The organism is Pseudomonas sp. LAMO17WK12:I5, from assembly GCF_900215165.1.
In the GTDB taxonomy this organism is placed as follows: domain Bacteria; phylum Pseudomonadota; class Gammaproteobacteria; order Pseudomonadales; family Pseudomonadaceae; genus Aquipseudomonas; species Aquipseudomonas putida_A.
The window spans coordinates 15,910-32,159 of the sequence record NZ_OBDS01000016.1 but is presented as its reverse complement, the minus strand read 5'-3'; the positions used below and the strand labels follow the sequence as shown (position 1 = coordinate 32,159).

Annotated in this window: 19 protein-coding genes; 7 read left to right on the top strand and 12 right to left on the bottom strand. The window is 60.5% G+C overall.

Going from position 1 to position 16,250, the window contains the following annotated elements; translation table 11 throughout:
• Positions 1–223 precede the first annotated feature (223 nt).
• The 4 genes from CRO59_RS25495 to CRO59_RS25480 all read right to left on the bottom strand — a co-directional run bounded on the left by CRO59_RS25495 (position 224) and on the right by CRO59_RS25480 (position 5,204).
• Positions 224–1,282 (bottom strand): PA0069 family radical SAM protein, encoded by a 1,059-nt coding sequence (locus tag CRO59_RS25495; RefSeq protein ID WP_027610216.1) that lies wholly within the window; start codon positions 1,280–1,282, stop codon positions 224–226.
• Positions 1,283–1,356: 74 nt separating this feature from the next.
• Positions 1,357–2,658, bottom strand: a complete 1,302-nt coding sequence (locus CRO59_RS25490; RefSeq protein ID WP_097090191.1) for a cytochrome c — start codon at positions 2,656–2,658, stop codon at positions 1,357–1,359.
• 12 nt (positions 2,659–2,670) lie between these two features.
• The gene (locus CRO59_RS25485) at positions 2,671–4,455 is read right to left on the bottom strand and encodes a GMC family oxidoreductase (protein ID WP_096797309.1); all 1,785 of its coding nucleotides are present in this window, start codon (positions 4,453–4,455) and stop codon (positions 2,671–2,673) included.
• 2 nt (positions 4,456–4,457) lie between these two features.
• On the bottom strand, positions 4,458–5,204 hold the full coding sequence (locus tag CRO59_RS25480) for a gluconate 2-dehydrogenase subunit 3 family protein (RefSeq protein ID WP_027610213.1): 747 nt from the start codon (positions 5,202–5,204) through the stop codon (positions 4,458–4,460).
• Between the two features lie 311 nt (positions 5,205–5,515).
• Between CRO59_RS25480 and CRO59_RS25475 the strand changes: the two genes are divergently transcribed.
• A complete protein-coding gene (locus tag CRO59_RS25475) occupies positions 5,516–6,160 on the top strand; it encodes a dual specificity protein phosphatase family protein (RefSeq protein WP_096797308.1) in 645 nt (214 codons plus the stop codon).
• 45 nt (positions 6,161–6,205) lie between these two features.
• Here CRO59_RS25475 and CRO59_RS25470 read toward each other — a convergent pair whose 3' ends face one another.
• A complete protein-coding gene (locus tag CRO59_RS25470; protein WP_007962808.1) occupies positions 6,206–6,490 on the bottom strand; it encodes a YheV family putative zinc ribbon protein in 285 nt (94 codons plus the stop codon).
• Positions 6,487–8,565: an oligopeptidase A gene (gene prlC, locus CRO59_RS25465; protein WP_177409061.1), complete on the bottom strand. Its 2,079-nt coding sequence runs from the start codon at positions 8,563–8,565 to the stop codon at positions 6,487–6,489. The genes CRO59_RS25470 and prlC overlap by 4 nt, the downstream gene beginning before the upstream one ends.
• 62 nt (positions 8,566–8,627) lie before the next feature.
• Here prlC and CRO59_RS25460 point away from each other — a divergent pair, with 62 nt between their 5' ends.
• Both CRO59_RS25460 and CRO59_RS25455 read left to right on the top strand, forming a co-directional pair.
• On the top strand, positions 8,628–9,173 hold the full coding sequence (locus CRO59_RS25460; protein ID WP_097090190.1) for a gamma carbonic anhydrase family protein: 546 nt from the start codon (positions 8,628–8,630) through the stop codon (positions 9,171–9,173).
• Between the two features lie 28 nt (positions 9,174–9,201).
• Positions 9,202–9,852, top strand: a complete 651-nt coding sequence (locus CRO59_RS25455; RefSeq protein WP_041074751.1) for an HAD family hydrolase — start codon at positions 9,202–9,204, stop codon at positions 9,850–9,852.
• A gap of 109 nt (positions 9,853–9,961) precedes the next feature.
• Here the strand turns inward: CRO59_RS25455 and CRO59_RS25450 are convergent, their stop codons facing one another.
• The gene (locus tag CRO59_RS25450; RefSeq protein WP_097090189.1) at positions 9,962–11,038 is read right to left on the bottom strand and encodes an aminopeptidase; all 1,077 of its coding nucleotides are present in this window, start codon (positions 11,036–11,038) and stop codon (positions 9,962–9,964) included.
• 58 nt (positions 11,039–11,096) lie between these two features.
• Between CRO59_RS25450 and CRO59_RS25445 the strand changes: the two genes are divergently transcribed.
• Both CRO59_RS25445 and CRO59_RS25440 read left to right on the top strand, forming a co-directional pair.
• A complete protein-coding gene (locus tag CRO59_RS25445) occupies positions 11,097–11,519 on the top strand; it encodes a hypothetical protein (protein WP_027610207.1) in 423 nt (140 codons plus the stop codon).
• 40 nt (positions 11,520–11,559) lie between these two features.
• Positions 11,560–11,979, top strand: a complete 420-nt coding sequence (locus tag CRO59_RS25440) for a hypothetical protein (RefSeq protein WP_027610206.1) — start codon at positions 11,560–11,562, stop codon at positions 11,977–11,979.
• 8 nt (positions 11,980–11,987) lie between these two features.
• Here the strand turns inward: CRO59_RS25440 and CRO59_RS25435 are convergent, their stop codons facing one another.
• Together CRO59_RS25435 and CRO59_RS25430 are read right to left on the bottom strand one after the other, a co-directional pair.
• Positions 11,988–12,227, bottom strand: a complete 240-nt coding sequence (locus CRO59_RS25435; RefSeq protein WP_027610205.1) for a DUF1161 domain-containing protein — start codon at positions 12,225–12,227, stop codon at positions 11,988–11,990.
• Positions 12,228–12,441: 214 nt separating this feature from the next.
• Positions 12,442–12,873: an OsmC family protein gene (locus tag CRO59_RS25430; RefSeq protein WP_007962818.1), complete on the bottom strand. Its 432-nt coding sequence runs from the start codon at positions 12,871–12,873 to the stop codon at positions 12,442–12,444.
• A 241-nt stretch (positions 12,874–13,114) separates the two neighbouring features.
• On the opposite strand from CRO59_RS25430, the gene CRO59_RS25425 reads away from it, so the two are divergent.
• Entirely contained in the window at positions 13,115–14,116 is a 1,002-nt protein-coding gene (locus CRO59_RS25425; protein WP_027610203.1) for an LLM class flavin-dependent oxidoreductase, read from the top strand.
• A 171-nt stretch (positions 14,117–14,287) separates the two neighbouring features.
• Here the strand turns inward: CRO59_RS25425 and CRO59_RS25420 are convergent, their stop codons facing one another.
• Together CRO59_RS25420 and CRO59_RS25415 are read right to left on the bottom strand one after the other, a co-directional pair.
• On the bottom strand, positions 14,288–14,509 hold the full coding sequence (locus CRO59_RS25420) for a DUF1161 domain-containing protein (protein WP_027610202.1): 222 nt from the start codon (positions 14,507–14,509) through the stop codon (positions 14,288–14,290).
• Positions 14,510–14,633: 124 nt separating this feature from the next.
• A complete protein-coding gene (locus CRO59_RS25415; RefSeq protein ID WP_027610201.1) occupies positions 14,634–14,849 on the bottom strand; it encodes a dodecin in 216 nt (71 codons plus the stop codon).
• A gap of 157 nt (positions 14,850–15,006) precedes the next feature.
• Here CRO59_RS25415 and CRO59_RS25410 point away from each other — a divergent pair, with 157 nt between their 5' ends.
• Positions 15,007–15,333, top strand: a complete 327-nt coding sequence (locus CRO59_RS25410; protein ID WP_003220391.1) for a YqjD family protein — start codon at positions 15,007–15,009, stop codon at positions 15,331–15,333.
• Here CRO59_RS25410 and CRO59_RS25405 read toward each other — a convergent pair.
• The gene (locus CRO59_RS25405) at positions 15,306–16,223 is read right to left on the bottom strand and encodes a LysR family transcriptional regulator (RefSeq protein ID WP_096797305.1); all 918 of its coding nucleotides are present in this window, start codon (positions 16,221–16,223) and stop codon (positions 15,306–15,308) included. The genes CRO59_RS25410 and CRO59_RS25405 overlap by 28 nt on opposite strands.
• Between the last annotated feature and the right edge of the window lie 27 nt (positions 16,224–16,250).

The following is a 16,250-nucleotide window of genomic DNA, read 5'->3' as shown; positions in this document are numbered from 1 at the left end:
GGCGGATTCGGGGAGTCGTTCCCGTGTATTCCGGTATGAAGCCAGTGGCTGTTTAAAACATCCGGGTCATCCAGACCCGTCAGTCACTCGATGAACAAGGTAGCCGCCGAAACTTAACTCAAACTGAATCGAGCGCTCTAGAACGTGTGTTCCAGGTCACAAAAAACGTGACTGAGGCATTTCGACGGAAGGACTCCAACCCGGCAACCATAGGCAATTGTCGCTAAATCAACGACATCTGGCGACCCGGCGGACAGAAGGCCGTGCAGTCCAGGTTATAGCCCTCACGGTGGTTTAAACCGAGACGTTTAATGGCTTTGGCGAAACGTTGCGCGAGCAGGTCGGCGAACGGCCCCTCGCCGCGCATCCGCGCACCGAACCGGCTGTCGTAGAGCTCACCGCCTCGGCTCTGGCGGATCAGGCTCAGGACATGGGCCGCACGCTGCGGATAGTGCGCCTGTAACCACTCCTCGAACAACGGCGCCACTTCCAGCGGCAGGCGCAGCATCATATAGGCGGCACTTTGTGCACCGGCGGCATGTGCCTCGGTCAGCAGGCTTTCGATTTCGCTGTCGTTGATCATCGGGATCATCGGCGAACACAGCACCCCCACCGGAATGCCTGCTTCGCGCATCACCCGGATCGCCCGCAGCCGTGCTTTCGGTGCAGCGGCACGGGGTTCGAGGATGCGTTTGAGTTCATCGTCCAGCGTGGTCAGGCTGATCATCACCGCCACCAGCCGTTGCTGCGCCAGCTCGGTGAGCAGGTCGAGGTCGCGCAGAATCAGCGAACCTTTGGTGACAATGGTCACCGGGTGCCGGTAGCGCAGCAGCACTTCAAGGGTCTGCCGGGTGATCCTGTGCTCGCGCTCGATGGGCTGATACGGATCGGTGTTGGAGCCAAGATTGATCGGCGCGCATTGGTAACCGCGTTTGCTCAACTGTTCCTCAAGCACCTGGGCGGCGTTGGTCTTGGCGATCAGCCGAGTTTCGAAATCCAGCCCCGGCGACATGTCCCAATAGGCGTGGCTGGGTCGCGCGTAGCAATAGATGCAACCGTGCTCGCAGCCGCGATAGGGGTTGATTGAGCGATCGAAGGGCAGGTCTGGCGAGGTGTTGCGGGTGATGATGGTTTTCGCGGTCTCGATCATCACCTCGGTGTTCTGCGTTTCGGGCACTTCCTGATACCAGCCGTCGTCCTCGGCCACCGAACGGTTCGGCGCAAAGCGGTTGTGCGGGTTGGTCGCGGTGCCGCGGCCCCGTGGTGGCAATGGAGTAGACATGAAAACGCCCCGATACTGTGTGTATATACAGTATCGGGGCGTTGCTCATCTGGCTAGTGCCGTCGGGCGACTGGTCAGTTGTGTTGTGTGACCTGACCGAGGTCATCGCCGGAGGTGTGCTTCATATCCTCCTTACGCAACTCGGCGACGTCAGCGGCTTTCACCGGCGCCCCTTTGTTGCCCCAGCTGCCACGGATGAAACTCACCACATCCGCCACTTCCTGATCCGACAACCGCCAGGCGAAACCCGGCATGGTGAAGGTCGAGGGTGCCGTGTGCGTCGCCGGCAAGGTACCGCCCTTGAGCACGATGTGGATCAGCGAGGTCGGGTCTTCCGATTGCAGCACCGGATTGCCCGCCAGCGCCGGGAACACCCGGGTGTAGCCATGGCCGTCGGTACGGTGGCAGGCCGCGCAGTTGTCGATGTACACCGCTGCGCCGCGCTGACTGTCGTCGCCGTTCCACAGGGCTTTGGCCGCTTTCTCATCGTACTGATGCGGCTGATCGTTTGGATCAACTGCCGGCAGCGACTTGAGGTAACGAGCAATCGCCGTCAGGTCGGCATCGGTCATGTATTGCATGCTGTGGGTGACCACATCGCTCATGCCGCCGAACACTGCACTGCGGTCGCTGCGGCCGGTCTTGAGGAACTGCACCAGCTGCGCTTCGCTCCAGCTGCCCAGGCCATCCTTGTGATCACCGCGCAGACTTTTGGCGATCCAGCCTTCCAGCGGCGCACTGCCGGCGAGGAAGTTCTTGCCATCCGCCGCGCTCAGGGATTTTTCCTGCATGGTCAGCGCCCGTGGCGTATGGCAGGCGCCGCAATGGCCGAGGCCTTCGACCAGATAGGCGCCACGATCGATCACCGGATCATCCGAGGTGGCCTTGTAGTCCTCGACCTTCGGCGCAAACAGCCAGCGCCAGCCCATCAACGGCCAGCGCATGCTCAGCGGCCATGGAATGTCGCTGGCCTTGTTCTCCTGGACCACCGGTTCGACGCCGTGCATGAAGTAGGCGTACAGCGCCTGCATGTCGGTTTCGCTGACCCGGGCGTAGGACGGATACGGCATCGCCGGGTACAACGTACTACCGTTTTTGGCGACGCCGTGGCGCACCGCTTTGTCGAAGTCCTCGAAGCTGTAGTCACCGATGCCGTTTTTGTCTGGAGTGATGTTGGTCGAGTAGATCGTGCCGATCGGTGTTTCCATCGGCAGGCCGCCGGCGAACGGTTTGCCGCCCTTGGCGGTGTGGCAAGCCACGCAGTCACCGGCGCGGGCGAGGTATTCGCCTTGTTTGATCAACGCCTGATCAACGTCGGCGGCGTGTACAGCCGTGCTGCCGAGCAGGGCCAGGGTGGCGATAACGAGATTTTTCATGGTCATCGCTCCTTATGCCTGAACCAGCGGGCCGGGGTTTTTCAGGTACTGCTCGCGGATCGCCTTGGCCGACCAGTAGGTCAACGCCGCCACCAGCCCGGTCGGGTTGTAACCCAAGCCTTGCGGGAATGCCGACGCACCTGGCACGAACACGTTGTGCACGTCCCAGCTCTGCAGATAACGGTTCAGGGCACTCTTCTTCGGATCGGTGCCCATGATTGCGCCACCGTTGAGGTGGGTGGTCTGGTAGGCCGCGGTGTTGAAATGATCACCGACCTGCTTGCCGATCACCGCGATGGCTTTCGGGCCCATGGCTTGAGCGACCTTGCCCATTTTCTCGACCATGAAGCGGTTCATTTTGATGTCGTTTTCCTGCCAGTCGAAGGTCATACGCAGCAGCGGCAAGCCGTAGGCATCGCGGTACACCGGATCCAGATCGAGGTAGTTGCCACGGTAGGACTGATGCGCGCCGTGGGCATCCATCGACACCTGGTGGGTGTAGTAATCGGCGGTCGCGCGTTTCCACTGGCTGCCCCAGGCCGGAGTGCCGGGTGGGTTTGAGGTGCCGGCAATCGGGCGGCTGCCCGCCTGGTTGACCCACATTGGCGAGCCGCCGACGAAGCCATGCGGGCCGTGGTCGAAGTTGTCGGCGTTGAAATCATCCAGCGCCACACCGTTGCCGCCGGCACCGATGAAGTTGTTGGTGTGGGTGTCCTTGTCGAAGAACGCCTTGATGGTCGCCATGTTCTGGTAGGCGAAGTTACGCCCGACCACGCCTTCGCCGCTGATCGGGTCGTACGGCTTGCCGATGCCCGAGAGCAGCATCAGGCGCACGTTGTGCAGCTGGAAGGCGCCGAGGATCACCAGATCCGCCGGTTGCTCGATCTCGCGGCCCTGGCCGTCGATGTACGTCACGCCGGTGGCCTTGGACTTGGTGCTGTCGAGGTTGACCCGCAGCACATGCGAGTTGGGCCGCAGCTCGAAATTCGGCAGGGGCTTGAGCGCCGGCAGAATGTTTACGTTCGGCGAGGCCTTGGAGTACATGTAGCAAACGTAACCGCTGCAGAACCCGCAGAAGTTGCACGGGCCCATCTGCGCGCCGTAGGGATTGGTGTACGGGCCTGAAGTATTTGCCGACGGCAGGTTGTAGGGTTTGTAACCAACTTCTGTCGCCGCTTTGCCGAACAGTTGTGCGGAAACGGTGTTCTTCTGCGCTTGCAGCGGGAACGGATTGGAGCGATCCGGTGCGTAAGGGTTACCGCCCTTGCCCTGACCGACCAGTTGGCCCTTCACGGTCCAGGCCTGGCCGGAGGTGCCGAAGACCTTTTCGGCGAAATCGAAGAACGGCTCCAGCTCTTCATAGCTGACGCCGAAGTCCTGGATGGTCATGTCCTTGGGGATAAAACTTTTGCCGTAACGCTCTTCGTAGTGGCTGCGCATGCGTAGCTCGATCGGATCGACGCGAAAGTGCACGCCCGACCAGTGCAGACCGGCGCCGCCGACGCCATTGCCCGGCAGGAACGCACCCAACTGGCGATTCGGCAGGGCGATGTCGTTGACGCTGTGGCGGATGGTGACGGTTTCTTTCGAGATGTCCTGAAAGAGTTTTTTCCGCACGCTGTAGGTGAGTTCGTCGATCACCTGTGGATAGTTGCCGTCGGGGTAAGTGTCCTGCATCGGCCCGCGCTCCAGCGCCAGCACGTTGAGCCCGGCTTCGGTCAGCTCCTTGGCCATGATCGCGCCAGTCCAGCCAAAACCGACGATCACTGCGTCGACCTTTTTCATTACGGTTGCCATGCTCAAGCCCTCTCGCCGCGAATCGAAACTGCCGGGAAGGGGTATTGCTCGTTGCGTTCCACCCAATCCATGAAATCGGCGCGGGCGCCGGGGAAGCCGATCATGGTCCAGCCGACCATGCCTTTATTGCCGCCGTGGATCGGGTCGCAGAAGAACCCTTCCTTGGTGTTTTGCAGCAGCAGGCTGAAGAAAATCTTCGCTGGAACCGCATCGAACTGCGGTTTGCCGGCTTCGAGCTGCTTGAGCAAATCTTCTCGGGTAGCGCTGTCTTGCTCAGCAAATGTTTTACCGTTGAGGGATTTTGCCCACTGATCCGTGGCAGCGATGCCCAAGCGATAGATCTCTTTTGGCACCAGTTTGCTCTGCCAGCCCATCTCCGGCGCAGCGTCGGCGTTGAACGGGCCTTGCATGTACCAAAGGGCACCGGCCGCGTACGGGGTGTTCATCTGGCGGTCGATGTATTCCGGCACGCCGGCTTCCAGGGCACCCGGGCCTTGCTCGTCGTTGGGGATCAGGTGCGCCACGGCGGCGTTGATGAAGGCCCATTCCTCGGCGGTGAAATAGCTCGGCTGATAAGCGCTGGCGTCAGCTTTGGCCGGTGTTGCTGCGGGCGTCGACGGGGCCGCTTCAGGCGCCGCTTGCAACACGCTGCTGCCCAGACCGCTACCGGCGAGGGTGACCACGGGAATCAGGGTCAGGGATTTGCGCAAGAACTCACGCCGCGGGTTGTCTCGATCTGCGTCAGACATGGGGGTGCACCTCATCAGGCATTGATGGTTGTCCGCCGTTTCTGCGAACGGCGTGAGCATTTTTTCGTCGCGGCGTGGCCCGGTGGTTGACCGGGAAAAGGGGGACGCCTGCAACATCGTGTGACAAATGGTAGCAGGCTATGCATCGGGTTGAACCGATTCAGCGGAAAAAGCTGCGGTTTTTTTACCTGAGTGCTCAATGAAATCGCACGGATTCACAATTCTTTGACAAGTGCCTCACAGGGCTTTGACCGTCAGACGTGGAAGCTGCGAGGCCTTTCATTGATGAATTCCGATACGGTCAGCCCAGCATGTCTCGAGTGCGCCTTTTCCTTGCTTTGTGTTTGTCGCTTGTTGCCTTGTTGCACTTGATGCCGGCCCAGGCTGACGCCGCTGCAACATCGCGTCCCCCTGAATGGGCGCAACCGGTTGAAGTGCAGTACAACCTGTTCCAGATGTCGCCAACCCTCTACCGCAGCGCCTTGCCGGATGGCGGCGCAGTGCCGTTGCTGAAGAACCTGAAAGTGGCGACGGTGATCAACTTCCTGCCGGAAGCTGACAGCAGCTGGCTGTCGGAGCCGGGCATCAATCAAGTGCAACTGCCTTATCGCACCAACCATGTCGATGACGCCGATGTACTCAAGACGCTGCGCGCGATTCAGGCTGCCGAAGCCAATGGCCCGGTGCTGATGCATTGCAAACATGGCTCCGACCGCACCGGCCTGATGGCGGCGATGTACCGGATCGTGGTGCAGGGCTGGAGCAAGGAAGACGCGCTGAATGAAATGACGCAGGGCGGTTTTGGTGAAAGCGGCCATTTCAAGGATGGCGTCCGCTACGTGATGCAGGCCGATGTCGACAAGCTGCGCACCGCGCTGGCCAACGGCGACTGCAGCACCAGTGCCTTTGCCACTTGCTCGATGAAGAGCTGGTTCCAGTCAGTCAACCTAAAGTAAGCCGCACCCTCCACGGCATTGCACCGTGGAGGGTTATTTGCCGGCTCAGTCTTCGGACTTTTTCTTCAGCTTCGGATTCGGAAAGAACTGCACGGCCTGGACAGTCTTGTCCGGCGCCGGCTTGAGCGCGCTGGTATTGACCCGCGTGCCCAGTTCCTTGGGAACCGACAGCCCTTGCTCGTTCAATGTATCCGAGTAACCGCAGGCCACACACTCACGGTGCGGCACGCTGTCCTCGTTCCACATCATCAGTTTGTCCGGCTCGCTGCACGCCGGGCAGACAGCCCCGGCGATAAAGCGCTTCTTGGTAATCACAGGTGCCTCACTCATGCTGCTGCGTCCTCACTCAGGCCGCTATGACGCAAGAGTGCGTCAATCGATGGCTCACGGCCACGGAAGTCGACGAACAGCACCATCGGTGCCTGTGAGCCACCGCGCGCCAGAATCGCTTCGCGGAAGGCGCGCCCGGTCTCGGCGTTGAGCACGCCGTCTTCTTCGAACCTGGAGAAGGCATCGGCTGACAGCACTTCCGCCCACTTGTAGCTGTAGTAACCCGCGGCGTAACCGCCGGCGAAGATGTGCGCGAAGCTGTTGGGGAAGCGGTTGTACGCCGGTGGACGCATCACCGACACCTCGTCGCGCACGCCTTCCAGCACTTGCGCCACGCTGCGGCCGTCACCGTGAGTGGCGTGCAGTTCGAAGTCGAACAGCGAGAATTCCAGCTGCCGCACCATCATCAGGCCGGACTGGAAGTTCTTCGCCGCGAGCATTTTCTCCAGCAGGTCTTGCGGTAGCGGCTCGCCGGTTTCGTAATGACCGGAAATCAGCGCCAGGCCTTCCGGCTCCCAGCACCAGTTTTCCATGAACTGGCTCGGCAGCTCGACCGCATCCCACGCCACGCCGTTGATCCCGGAAACACCGGCGTGATCAATGCGGGTCAGCAGGTGATGCAGGCCGTGACCGAATTCGTGGAACAGGGTGGTCACTTCATCGTGGGTCAGCAGCGCAGGCTTGCCGCTGTCGGCCGGGGTGAAGTTGCACACCAGGTTGGCGACCGGGCTTTGCAGCACGCCATCGATTGTGCGACGACGGTCGCGGGCGCCGTCCATCCACGCACCGCCACGCTTGTTGGCGCGGGCGTAGAGGTCGAAGAAGAAGCGCCCGACGTGCTGGCCGTTTTCCTTGATTTCGAACAGGCGCACGTCCGGGTGCCAGGTGTCGAAGCCTTTCAGCTCGGCGATTTCGATGCCGTACAGACGCTGGACGATAGCGAACAGACCGCTGAGAACTTTATCGATCGGGAAGTACGCACGCAGGGTTTCCTGAGCGACGCTGTAGCGTTGCTCGCGGAGTTTTTCCCCATAGAAACCGCTGTCCCAGCTTTGCAGATCGGCGCAGCCCTGTTCGGCGGCGTAGGCGCGCAGCTGCTGCAGATCCTGCGCGGCGAACGGCTTGCTGCGCTTGGCCAGGTCGCGCAGGAAGCTCAGCACCTGATCGCTGGACTCGGCCATTTTCGTGGCCAGGCTCAGCTCGGAGAAACTGGTGAAACCCAAGAGTTTTGCCAGCTCCTGACGCAGGTCGAGGATCTCTTCCATCACCGGGCCGTTGTCGTTCTGCCCGGCGTTCGGGCCTTGGTCCGACGCACGGGTGCAGTAGGCGGCATAGACTTCTTCACGCAGCGCGCGATCCTGGGCGTAGGTCATCACCGCGTAGTAGCTCGGGAATTCCAGGGTGATCAGCCAGCCATCGAGACCTTTGGCCTGCGCGGCGGCAGCCATTTGCGCCTTGGCCGAATCAGTCAGGCCGGCGAGGGCAGCCTCCTCAGTGACGTGCTTGGTCCAGGCTTGTGTGGCGTCGAGCAGTTGGTTGGAGAAGCGGCTGCCCAGCTCGGACAGTTTGCTCTGCACTTCGGCGTAACGCTTCTGTTCGGCTTCCGGCAGGTCGATACCCGACAGACGGAAATCGCGCAGGGCGTGTTCCAGAATGGTTTTTTGCGCAACGTCGAAACCGGCGGCTTCCGGGCTGTTGGCCAGCGCTTCATAGGCCTGGAACAGCTCGCGGTTCTGGCCCATCTCGGTGGAGTAGGCGCTCAGGGCCGGCAGGCACGACTCGTAGGCTTCGCGCAGTTCGGCGCTGTTGCACACGGCATTGAGGTGGCTGACCGGGCTCCAGGCAGCGCCGAGGCGATCGTTGAGTTCGTCCATCGCCAGTACCAGGCCGGCCCAGGTCGGGTTTTGAACCTGGGTCTTGAGGATTTCGGCGATGGCGGCGCGGTTGTCGGCCAGGATGGTTTCGATGGCTGGCAGCACGTGTTCGGCACGGATCGTGGAGAACGGCGGCAGGTCGTAGGACTGCAGAAGAGGGTTGTTCACGCTCACGGTTGGCACCTTGGCTGGAAGAAACATGCGCCCATCTTAATTACAATCGACACTCACCGCAGCTATCGGCGACAGAGAGAGAACTTATCGTGCCCGTTCGCAAGTACCAGAATCACACCCCGCAGCTCGGTCAAGGCGCGTTTGTCGACGCCTCCGCGGTGGTGATCGGCGACGTCGAAATCGGCGAAGACAGCTCCGTGTGGCCGCTGACCGTGATCCGTGGCGACATGCACCGCATCCGTATCGGCGCGCGCACCAGCGTGCAGGACGGCTGCGTGCTGCACATCACCCACGCCGGGCCATTCAACCCGGACGGCTTTCCGCTGCTGATCGGCGATGACGTGACCATCGCCCACAAGGTCATGCTGCATGGCTGCAGCGTTGGCAGTCGTGTGCTGATCGGCATGGGCAGCATCGTCATGGACGGCGCGGTGGTCGAGGACGATGTGATCATCGGCGCCGGCAGCCTGGTGCCGCCGGGCAAGCGCCTGCAAAGTGGCTTCCTCTACGTGGGCAGCCCGGTGAAGCAGATCCGCCCGCTGACCGACAAGGAACAAGCCTTCTTCACCTACAGCGCGGCGAACTACGTGAAGCTCAAGGACCTGCATCTGGCCGAAGGCTACGACCAGCTCTGAAACGACTTACACCTGCTCAGGATTTCTCATGCATTACCAGACCGTACTGTTCGACCTCGATGGCACCCTGACTGACCCGCGTGAGGGCATCACCCGTTCCATCCAGTTCGCTTTGAGCAAACTCGGCATCGACGAGCCGGACCTGAGCAAACTCGAACACTTCATCGGCCCGCCGCTGTTGCAGGCGTTCATGCAGTTTTATGGCTTCGACGAGGCCAAGGCCTGGGAGGCGGTGAATTTCTATCGTGAGCGCTTCAAGGTCACCGGCCTGTACGAGAACCGTGTGTTCGACGGCGTCACGCCGTTGCTGGAAACCCTGAGCGGCCAGGGGCGACAGCTGTATATCGCGACCTCCAAACCTTGGGAGTTCGCCCGGGAAATCGCCCGGCACTTCGACTTCGCCAAACACTTCAAGGTGATCTACGGCAGTGAGCTGGATGGCACGCGGACCAACAAGGTCGAGCTGATTGCGCACCTGATCGCCGAAGAAGGGCTGGATCCGGCCAATACGCTGATGATCGGCGACCGCAAGCATGATCTGATCGGCGCGCGCAGCAACGGCGTGGACGCGGCGGCAGTGGGCTATGGGTTTGGCAGTTTTGAAGAGTTGAGTGCCGAAGCGCCGGCTTATCACTTTGAGACTTTGGCTGAGTTGCATCAGGCATTTTTGCGGCGCTGATGAAATTGCTTTCGCGAGCAGGCTCGCTCCCACGGGGGATTTTTGTTGCACCCCGCTTCAATGTGGGAGCGAGCCTGCTCGCGAAGAGGCCAGTTCAGCCAATGCGAAATCAGGATTCTGCCAGCGCTCTTAGTGCCGCCTTACGCTCCGCGACAGGTAGCCCGCCCAGCTTCTCAACCTCAACATAAAACCGCACCCAATCCCCCCCAACCTGCCTGAACAGTGCCGCAAACGCCGGCACCCACTGGTCATACAGGCCAAACGGCAACAACCGCGCATTGTTCAGCGGCATATTCACCCACGCGTCATAGCGCTTGTCCCCGGCCCACTGGCTGTCGCGCGTCACCCGGTAATCGCGCCGAAATCGCTCGAATTGCGCTGCTTTACGCTCGCGCATCTGCTCGGCCGGCAGCGGCTGAGCGTAGAGTTTTTCCAGGCGCGAGCGCGTTTCGAGCACCAGTTCGATGAACTGATCGCGCTGCTTGAGCCTGGCATCGGTGTCCGGCGGCAGGCCACGAAACGCCCGCCACTGGCGGGTGCCTTCCTGCTCGACAAACGTGGCAAAGGACTCATTGAACTCGGTGTCGTCTTTCACATAGAAGCGCTGATGCGCCAGTTCATGAAAGATCAGCGTGGCCAGGCGCTCATCGCCCCAGCCCATCATCGAATTGAGGATCGGGTCATTGAACCAGCCGAGGGTCGAATAGGCCTCGACGCCGCCAATCGCCACGTCCATGCCTTGCAGGCGCTGAATCGCCGCTTCGCCGCGCGCGGCGCTCTGGCTGTAGTAGCCGCGATAGGCCACGCAACCGGCGATCGGGAAGCAATGGTTCTGCGGGGTCAGAGAAAACTCCGGGGTGGCGAACACGTTCCACACCACATACGGCCGGCCAATATCGGCATACAGCCGATAGCTCAGGTTGTCCGGCAGGTGCAGCTGTTCGCTGGCGAAGTCCCGGGCCTTTTGCGACTGGGTCAGGTGCGTGCGCAGGGTTGCATCGCGGCTTGGGTCGGCAATCACCTTGGCCACCGGCTCACGCGCGCGCAACAACTGCAACTGACCGCTGGCCAACTGGCTGTAATAGCTGACGCTGGAACAACCGTTGAGCAACAAAAACATCACCCCCGGAAACAAAATCCGAAAAACGCGATCAAGTAACCCATGGCTTGGAAGCGGCCTGCTCAAAATAAAAATCCTTTGGAAAGTCTGCCCGCAAGACTATCCCGCCATTTGGAGCTTCGCTATGCGCATGTTGTTGCTGACAGGAGGCCTGCTGACGCTGGCCGGTTGTGCCGGATTCGGAATGCCCGATCCTGACCCCTCGCAAGCCTGGATTGATCTCGATGCCCGGCAACAGGACACGGCGTTGCAAGCGCTGAAAGTCGATGACAAGGCAACTGTCGACAAACGTTATTTCGAAGTGCAGCCCGGCAGCCATGAGTTGAAGGTGCGTTATCAGTTTCCGGTCGAAGCCACCAACATCGGCCCCGACGCCGAACCGCTGTGGCGCGATTGTCAGTTGAAGGTGAAATTCAAGGACTTCAACGCCGGTCAGCGCTATCAGTTGCAAGCCGGCAGCATCGGTTTTCGGCCGTGGGCCAGGCTTTATGATGAACAGCGCAAAGTCGTAGGGCAGGGCACACCCGCAGGCTGCCAGAAAACCTGATCGGGATTATGCTGGATGTCCAAATCACGGGACATTGATCATGCACAGGTTGACGTTGTTGCTCGCTGCAAGTCTGCTTGCTGGCTGCCAGAGCCCGATGCCGGCAGCCGATCCCGGCAAGGCCTGGGTCGACTTTTCGATGCCGACACCCGGCGGTAAGGTGCTGATGGCTGAACGGCTGGACAACGTGCGCCTGCGGGACGGGCGCTTTTTCCAGGTCGCGCCGGGCAGTCATGAGCTGACGGTGCGCTTCGATTTCGAGATCTTCGGTGGCAGCCAGGGCTTGGACACCGACCCGCAGGAACGCCTGTGTTACATGACCGTGCGCTACGATCATTTCGAAGCCGGGCAACGTTACCGACTTGAAGCCCGGTCGCTGGCGTTCACGCCGAGTGCTCGGTTGATCAATCGCCAAGGGCAGATAGTTGCCGAAGAACGCCAGATCAACTGCGTGCCTTGAGCGGACTGTCAGATGTCGTTTTTCTGGTAGACGATCGCTTTTGTGCCGTTTTCGCAGGTGCCGACAACCATCGCCACGTCGTGCTTGTCGGCCTCTTCCTTGCTGACAATTTCCAGTGTGTAAGACGGCACTGCATTCGCCTGGATCTTTACTTCGATCTCTTTCTTCAATTCTTCGCAGTCTTTCGGTGCGGCGAGAACCGTTGTGGCCAGTGCACTGCAAAGAATCGCCAAGCCAATACGTTTCATAGATGAAGCTCCCTGATGCAGCGCGCACGGGCGTGCGCTGAAGCTGCTGTCACTTATTCGACCATATTTTTGCGGGGCAGGTTCTGACTTCGCTCACATCTTCAATAACTGCGCTGATTTGTGGATTACATTCGCGAGCAGGCTCGCTCCCACATTTGAAGTGCATTCCAATGTGGGAGCGAGCCTGCTCGCGAGTGGGTCAGTCAGCGCTGATTCAGCTAACCAGCGAAGCCTCAAGGGTAATCTTCGCATTCAGTACCTTGGACACCGGGCACCCTTCCTTGGCCTTGTTGCTCAGTTCCTCGAACTGCGCCTGAGTAGCGCCCGGGATTTTCGCCTTGAGGATCAACTTGATCGCGGTGATGGCAAAGCCACCCTCGACCTGATCCAAGGTCACTTCAGCCTGGGTGTCGATGCTCTCGGCCTTCAGGCCCGCATCACCGAGAATCATCGAGAACGCCATGGAAAAACAGCCGGCATGCGCCGCGCCGATCAGTTCTTCCGGGTTGGTGCCCTTGCCGCCCTCGAAGCGTGCCTTGAAGCCGTAGGGGGCTTCTCTGAGGACACCGGTTTCAGTGGAGATCGAGCCGATGCCGGTTTTCAGATCGCCTGCCCAATGTGCGGATGCTTTCTTCACGATAGCCATGTCTGCCTCCTCAAGATCTGGCGCGGAACGCCGCGCCGTCGTGGTTTTTACTTGCAAGGCTTCTGAGGATAGACGTCGGGACAAAGTTCAGCCCGGCTGAATCGTTGACTTTTTTAGTAGGAAATTTCATCGCGGCTATTGAAACTCGGGTATATGCCCTCATTGCATAAAACACGCTTATGGATTGGGCAGGTTTTCGTTCGCAAGAAAAACCTGCCTCCTCATTCGGAGACGCAGGTTTATGAAGCAACTGTCCGACGTAAAGTTTTCCACCCTCGACCTGGTGCCGGTGCGCGAGAACGGCAGCCCGGCGCAATCGCTGCGCAACTCGCTGGATCTGGCACAGCATGTCGAGAAGCTTGGCTACACCCGTTTCTGGGTCGCCGAACACCACAACATGGACGGCATCGCCAGCTCCGCCACGTCGGTGCTGCTGGGGTATCTGGCCGGTGGCACCTCGACGATTCGCGTCGGCTCCGGCGGGGTGATGCTGCCCAATCATGCGCCGCTGGTGATCGCCGAGCAGTTTGGTACTCTCGAAAGCCTCTATCCGGGACGCATCGATCTGGGTCTGGGCCGTGCGCCCGGCTCCGACCAGATGACCGCCCGCGCCCTGCGCCGCGAACGCTCCGGCAGTGCCGATGATTTCCCGGAAGATGTCGCCGAGCTGGCGCGCTTCCTCGGCCCGCGCACCCCGGATCAGCGGGTGATCGCCATGCCCGGCACCGGCACCAATGTGCCGATCTGGTTGCTCGGTTCCAGCCTGTTCAGTGCGCAACTGGCCGGTGAGCGCGGGTTGCCCTACGCCTTCGCCTCGCACTTCGCCCCGCGCTTCATGCACGAGGCGATTCGCGTCTACCGCAACCACTTTAAGCCGTCGGCAGTGCTCGATAAACCGTACGTGATGCTCGGGGTGCCGTTGGTGGCGGCCGATACCGATGAGCAGGCCGACTACCTGGCGACCTCGGTGTACCAGCGAATTCTCGCGCTGATGCGTGGGCAGAGTCTGGTGCAACGTCCGCCGGTGAAAACCATGGACGGCCTTTGGCTGCCCCATGAGCGCGAGGCGGTGGGAGATTTCCTCGGTCTGGCGATGGTCGGCAGCCCGCAGAAGATCCGTGCGAAGCTGGAGGTGCTGGTCGAGCAGACCCAGGCCGATGAGCTGATTTTCACCTGCGACCTCTATGAGCACGCCGATCGCCTGCATTCCTATGAGTTGCTGGCGCAAGTCATGAAGGGCTGACTCTGGAATACGGCTTCTGTGGGAGCGGGCTTGCTCGCGAAGACGGAGTGTCAGACACCCTGGAGGTCGGCTGACATAACGCTTTCGCGAGCAAGCCCGCTCCCACATTGGGAACCAGTGGCCCACAAAAAAGCCGACGCCTTCGCGTCGGCTTTTGCATTTCAATCGCGATCACCCGCGTTTGTAGACGATTTCCTTGGTGCCGCCTTCACAGGTGCCCACAACTTTTCCGCCATTGGCTCCCTTGTCGACAACCTCCAGCGAATACCCTGCAACGCCCTTGGCATCCAGCTTCGCTGCAATCTCGCCTTTCAGCTCTTCACAAGGCTTGCCAGCAGCAAACGCGCCACCCGCAAGGCTCAACAAACCTACTGCCAATATGAACTTCTTCATCGGTCGCACTCCCTGGTCGGATTAAAAGAGGCGGGCATCAGGTCTCCCGATGCACTCACCTTGTAGCGCTTTGCCATTCCTATGGCACTCGGCCAGCGCGCAAGTTCAGAAGCGTAGCCCAAACTCAGCTGCTGGCAATGCGGAAGCCGACTTTGAGGGTTACCTGGAAATGCGCAGCCTTGCCGTCCTTGATGTGGCCACGGGTCTCGACCACTTCAAACCATTCCAGATGTTTGATGCTCTTGTTCGCTTCAGCCAGCGCATTGTTGATGGCGTCTTCGATGCTGCTGGTGGACGAGCCGACCAGCTCGACTTTCTTGTACGTGTGATGGTCACTCATGGCGATCTCCTGGATGTGTGGATTTGAGACTAGCAGTGAATCTGCACTGTTGATTTCGGCGGCTCAATGCAAGCGAAGTTCAGATTTTCTGCACTTTCTCAAACCGCTGAAGTCCCAACCAACACACGCCACTCATCACCAATGCAGGAGAGCCACCATGGCCAACACCTCTTTACGTAAAGCCTCGTTGCAAAGCATGGAAGCCGAGATCGAGAGTCTGCTCAAATCGTTGGAAAGCCTGAAGGACGACGCATCCGACGAGTCGCGCAAGACCCTGAAGGCGCTCAAAAGCAACGCCGAAAGCGCGCTGAAACATTCACGCAGCCTGCTCAGCGATGCCTATGAAGAAGTCAAAGTGAAAACCCGCGAGACCGGCATCGCCACCCGCGATTACGCTCAGGAACACCCTTGGACCACCGCCGGTGTGGCGGTCGGTGCAATCGGTCTGCTCGCCGCTTATTTGCTGTTCAAGCGCGGCGAGTGATCCGTCTGGCGCAGCTCGTTCTTGAGCCACTGCGCCAGTTGCCGGGCGCGTCCATCTGCGGCGCGCTTGGGTAGCCACAACGCCAGTTGCGCCGGGGTTTCGCAAAAGCCCCACGGCGCAACCAGGCGACCGGCCTTCAAGTCTTCGGCCACCAGCGGCTCTGGCGCGATTGCCACGCCGAGTCCGGCCACTGCGGCTTCCAGCAGATAATACAAATGCTCAAAACCTTGCCCCAACTTCAACGCCTTGGCGTCGAGGTGATTTTGCTGTGCCCAACTCGGCCAGGCTTGCGGGCGCGATGTGGTGTGCAGCAGCGGCTCGCTGAGCAAGGCTGACGCCGGCGCCGCTTGCAGGCGTTGGTAGCCACTGAACAGCGGGCTCATCACCGGGCCGATGCGTTCTGCGGCCAGTTCGTAGACCTGCATGTCTGCCGGCCATGGCGGCTCGGCGAACAACAGCAACGCATCGAGTCCAGGGCGCCGCGGGTCGAGATCACCTTCACCGGCTGACAAGTGCAGACGCAAGTCCGGCAGATCGGCGTTGAGCCGCCCCAGGCGTGGGATGAACCAGCGCGCCAACAGACTGCCGGAGCAGCCGAGCACGAACGGCGCATCAGCGGTGTTTTGCGTCAGCTCGGCACACACACTGCGCAACCGATCAAAGGCCTCACCGCTGGCATCTCGCAAACGAACACCGGCATCTGTGAGTTTCAAGCCGCGACCATCCTTGACGAACAGGCTCACGCCCAGATGCTCTTCGAGCACTTTGAGCTGACGGCTGACTGCACCATGAGTGACGTGCAGCTGTTCGGCCGCCTGGCTGACGCTGTTCAGCCGGGCTGTGGCTTCGAACGCGCGCAAGGCGTTCAACGGGGGAAGGTCGTGGCTCATGGTATCTGTGAGTTTTCCTGACAGGTT

Excerpts from the sequence above, each read along its gene's own strand:
- CRO59_RS25470 (WP_007962808.1), bottom strand. The coding sequence starts at position 6,490 with ATGAGTGAGGCACCTGTGATTACCAAGAAGCGCTTTATCGCCGGGGCT.
- CRO59_RS25490 (WP_097090191.1), bottom strand. The coding sequence starts at position 2,658 with ATGAAAAATCTCGTTATCGCCACCCTGGCCCTGCTCGGCAGCACGGCT.
- CRO59_RS25440 (WP_027610206.1), top strand. The coding sequence starts at position 11,560 with ATGCACAGGTTGACGTTGTTGCTCGCTGCAAGTCTGCTTGCTGGCTGC.
- CRO59_RS25475 (WP_096797308.1), top strand. The coding sequence starts at position 5,516 with ATGTCTCGAGTGCGCCTTTTCCTTGCTTTGTGTTTGTCGCTTGTTGCC.
- CRO59_RS25445 (WP_027610207.1), top strand. The coding sequence starts at position 11,097 with ATGCGCATGTTGTTGCTGACAGGAGGCCTGCTGACGCTGGCCGGTTGT.
- CRO59_RS25485 (WP_096797309.1), bottom strand. The coding sequence starts at position 4,455 with ATGGCAACCGTAATGAAAAAGGTCGACGCAGTGATCGTCGGTTTTGGC.
- CRO59_RS25425 (WP_027610203.1), top strand. The coding sequence starts at position 13,115 with ATGAAGCAACTGTCCGACGTAAAGTTTTCCACCCTCGACCTGGTGCCG.
- CRO59_RS25435 (WP_027610205.1), bottom strand. The coding sequence starts at position 12,227 with ATGAAACGTATTGGCTTGGCGATTCTTTGCAGTGCACTGGCCACAACG.
- CRO59_RS25455 (WP_041074751.1), top strand. The coding sequence starts at position 9,202 with ATGCATTACCAGACCGTACTGTTCGACCTCGATGGCACCCTGACTGAC.
- CRO59_RS25405 (WP_096797305.1), bottom strand. The coding sequence starts at position 16,223 with ATGAGCCACGACCTTCCCCCGTTGAACGCCTTGCGCGCGTTCGAAGCC.
- CRO59_RS25415 (WP_027610201.1), bottom strand. The coding sequence starts at position 14,849 with ATGAGTGACCATCACACGTACAAGAAAGTCGAGCTGGTCGGCTCGTCC.
- CRO59_RS25420 (WP_027610202.1), bottom strand. The coding sequence starts at position 14,509 with ATGAAGAAGTTCATATTGGCAGTAGGTTTGTTGAGCCTTGCGGGTGGC.
- CRO59_RS25480 (WP_027610213.1), bottom strand. The coding sequence starts at position 5,204 with ATGTCTGACGCAGATCGAGACAACCCGCGGCGTGAGTTCTTGCGCAAA.
- CRO59_RS25410 (WP_003220391.1), top strand. The coding sequence starts at position 15,007 with ATGGCCAACACCTCTTTACGTAAAGCCTCGTTGCAAAGCATGGAAGCC.
- prlC (WP_177409061.1), bottom strand. The coding sequence starts at position 8,565 with ATGTTTCTTCCAGCCAAGGTGCCAACCGTGAGCGTGAACAACCCTCTT.
- CRO59_RS25430 (WP_007962818.1), bottom strand. The coding sequence starts at position 12,873 with ATGGCTATCGTGAAGAAAGCATCCGCACATTGGGCAGGCGATCTGAAA.
- CRO59_RS25495 (WP_027610216.1), bottom strand. The coding sequence starts at position 1,282 with ATGTCTACTCCATTGCCACCACGGGGCCGCGGCACCGCGACCAACCCG.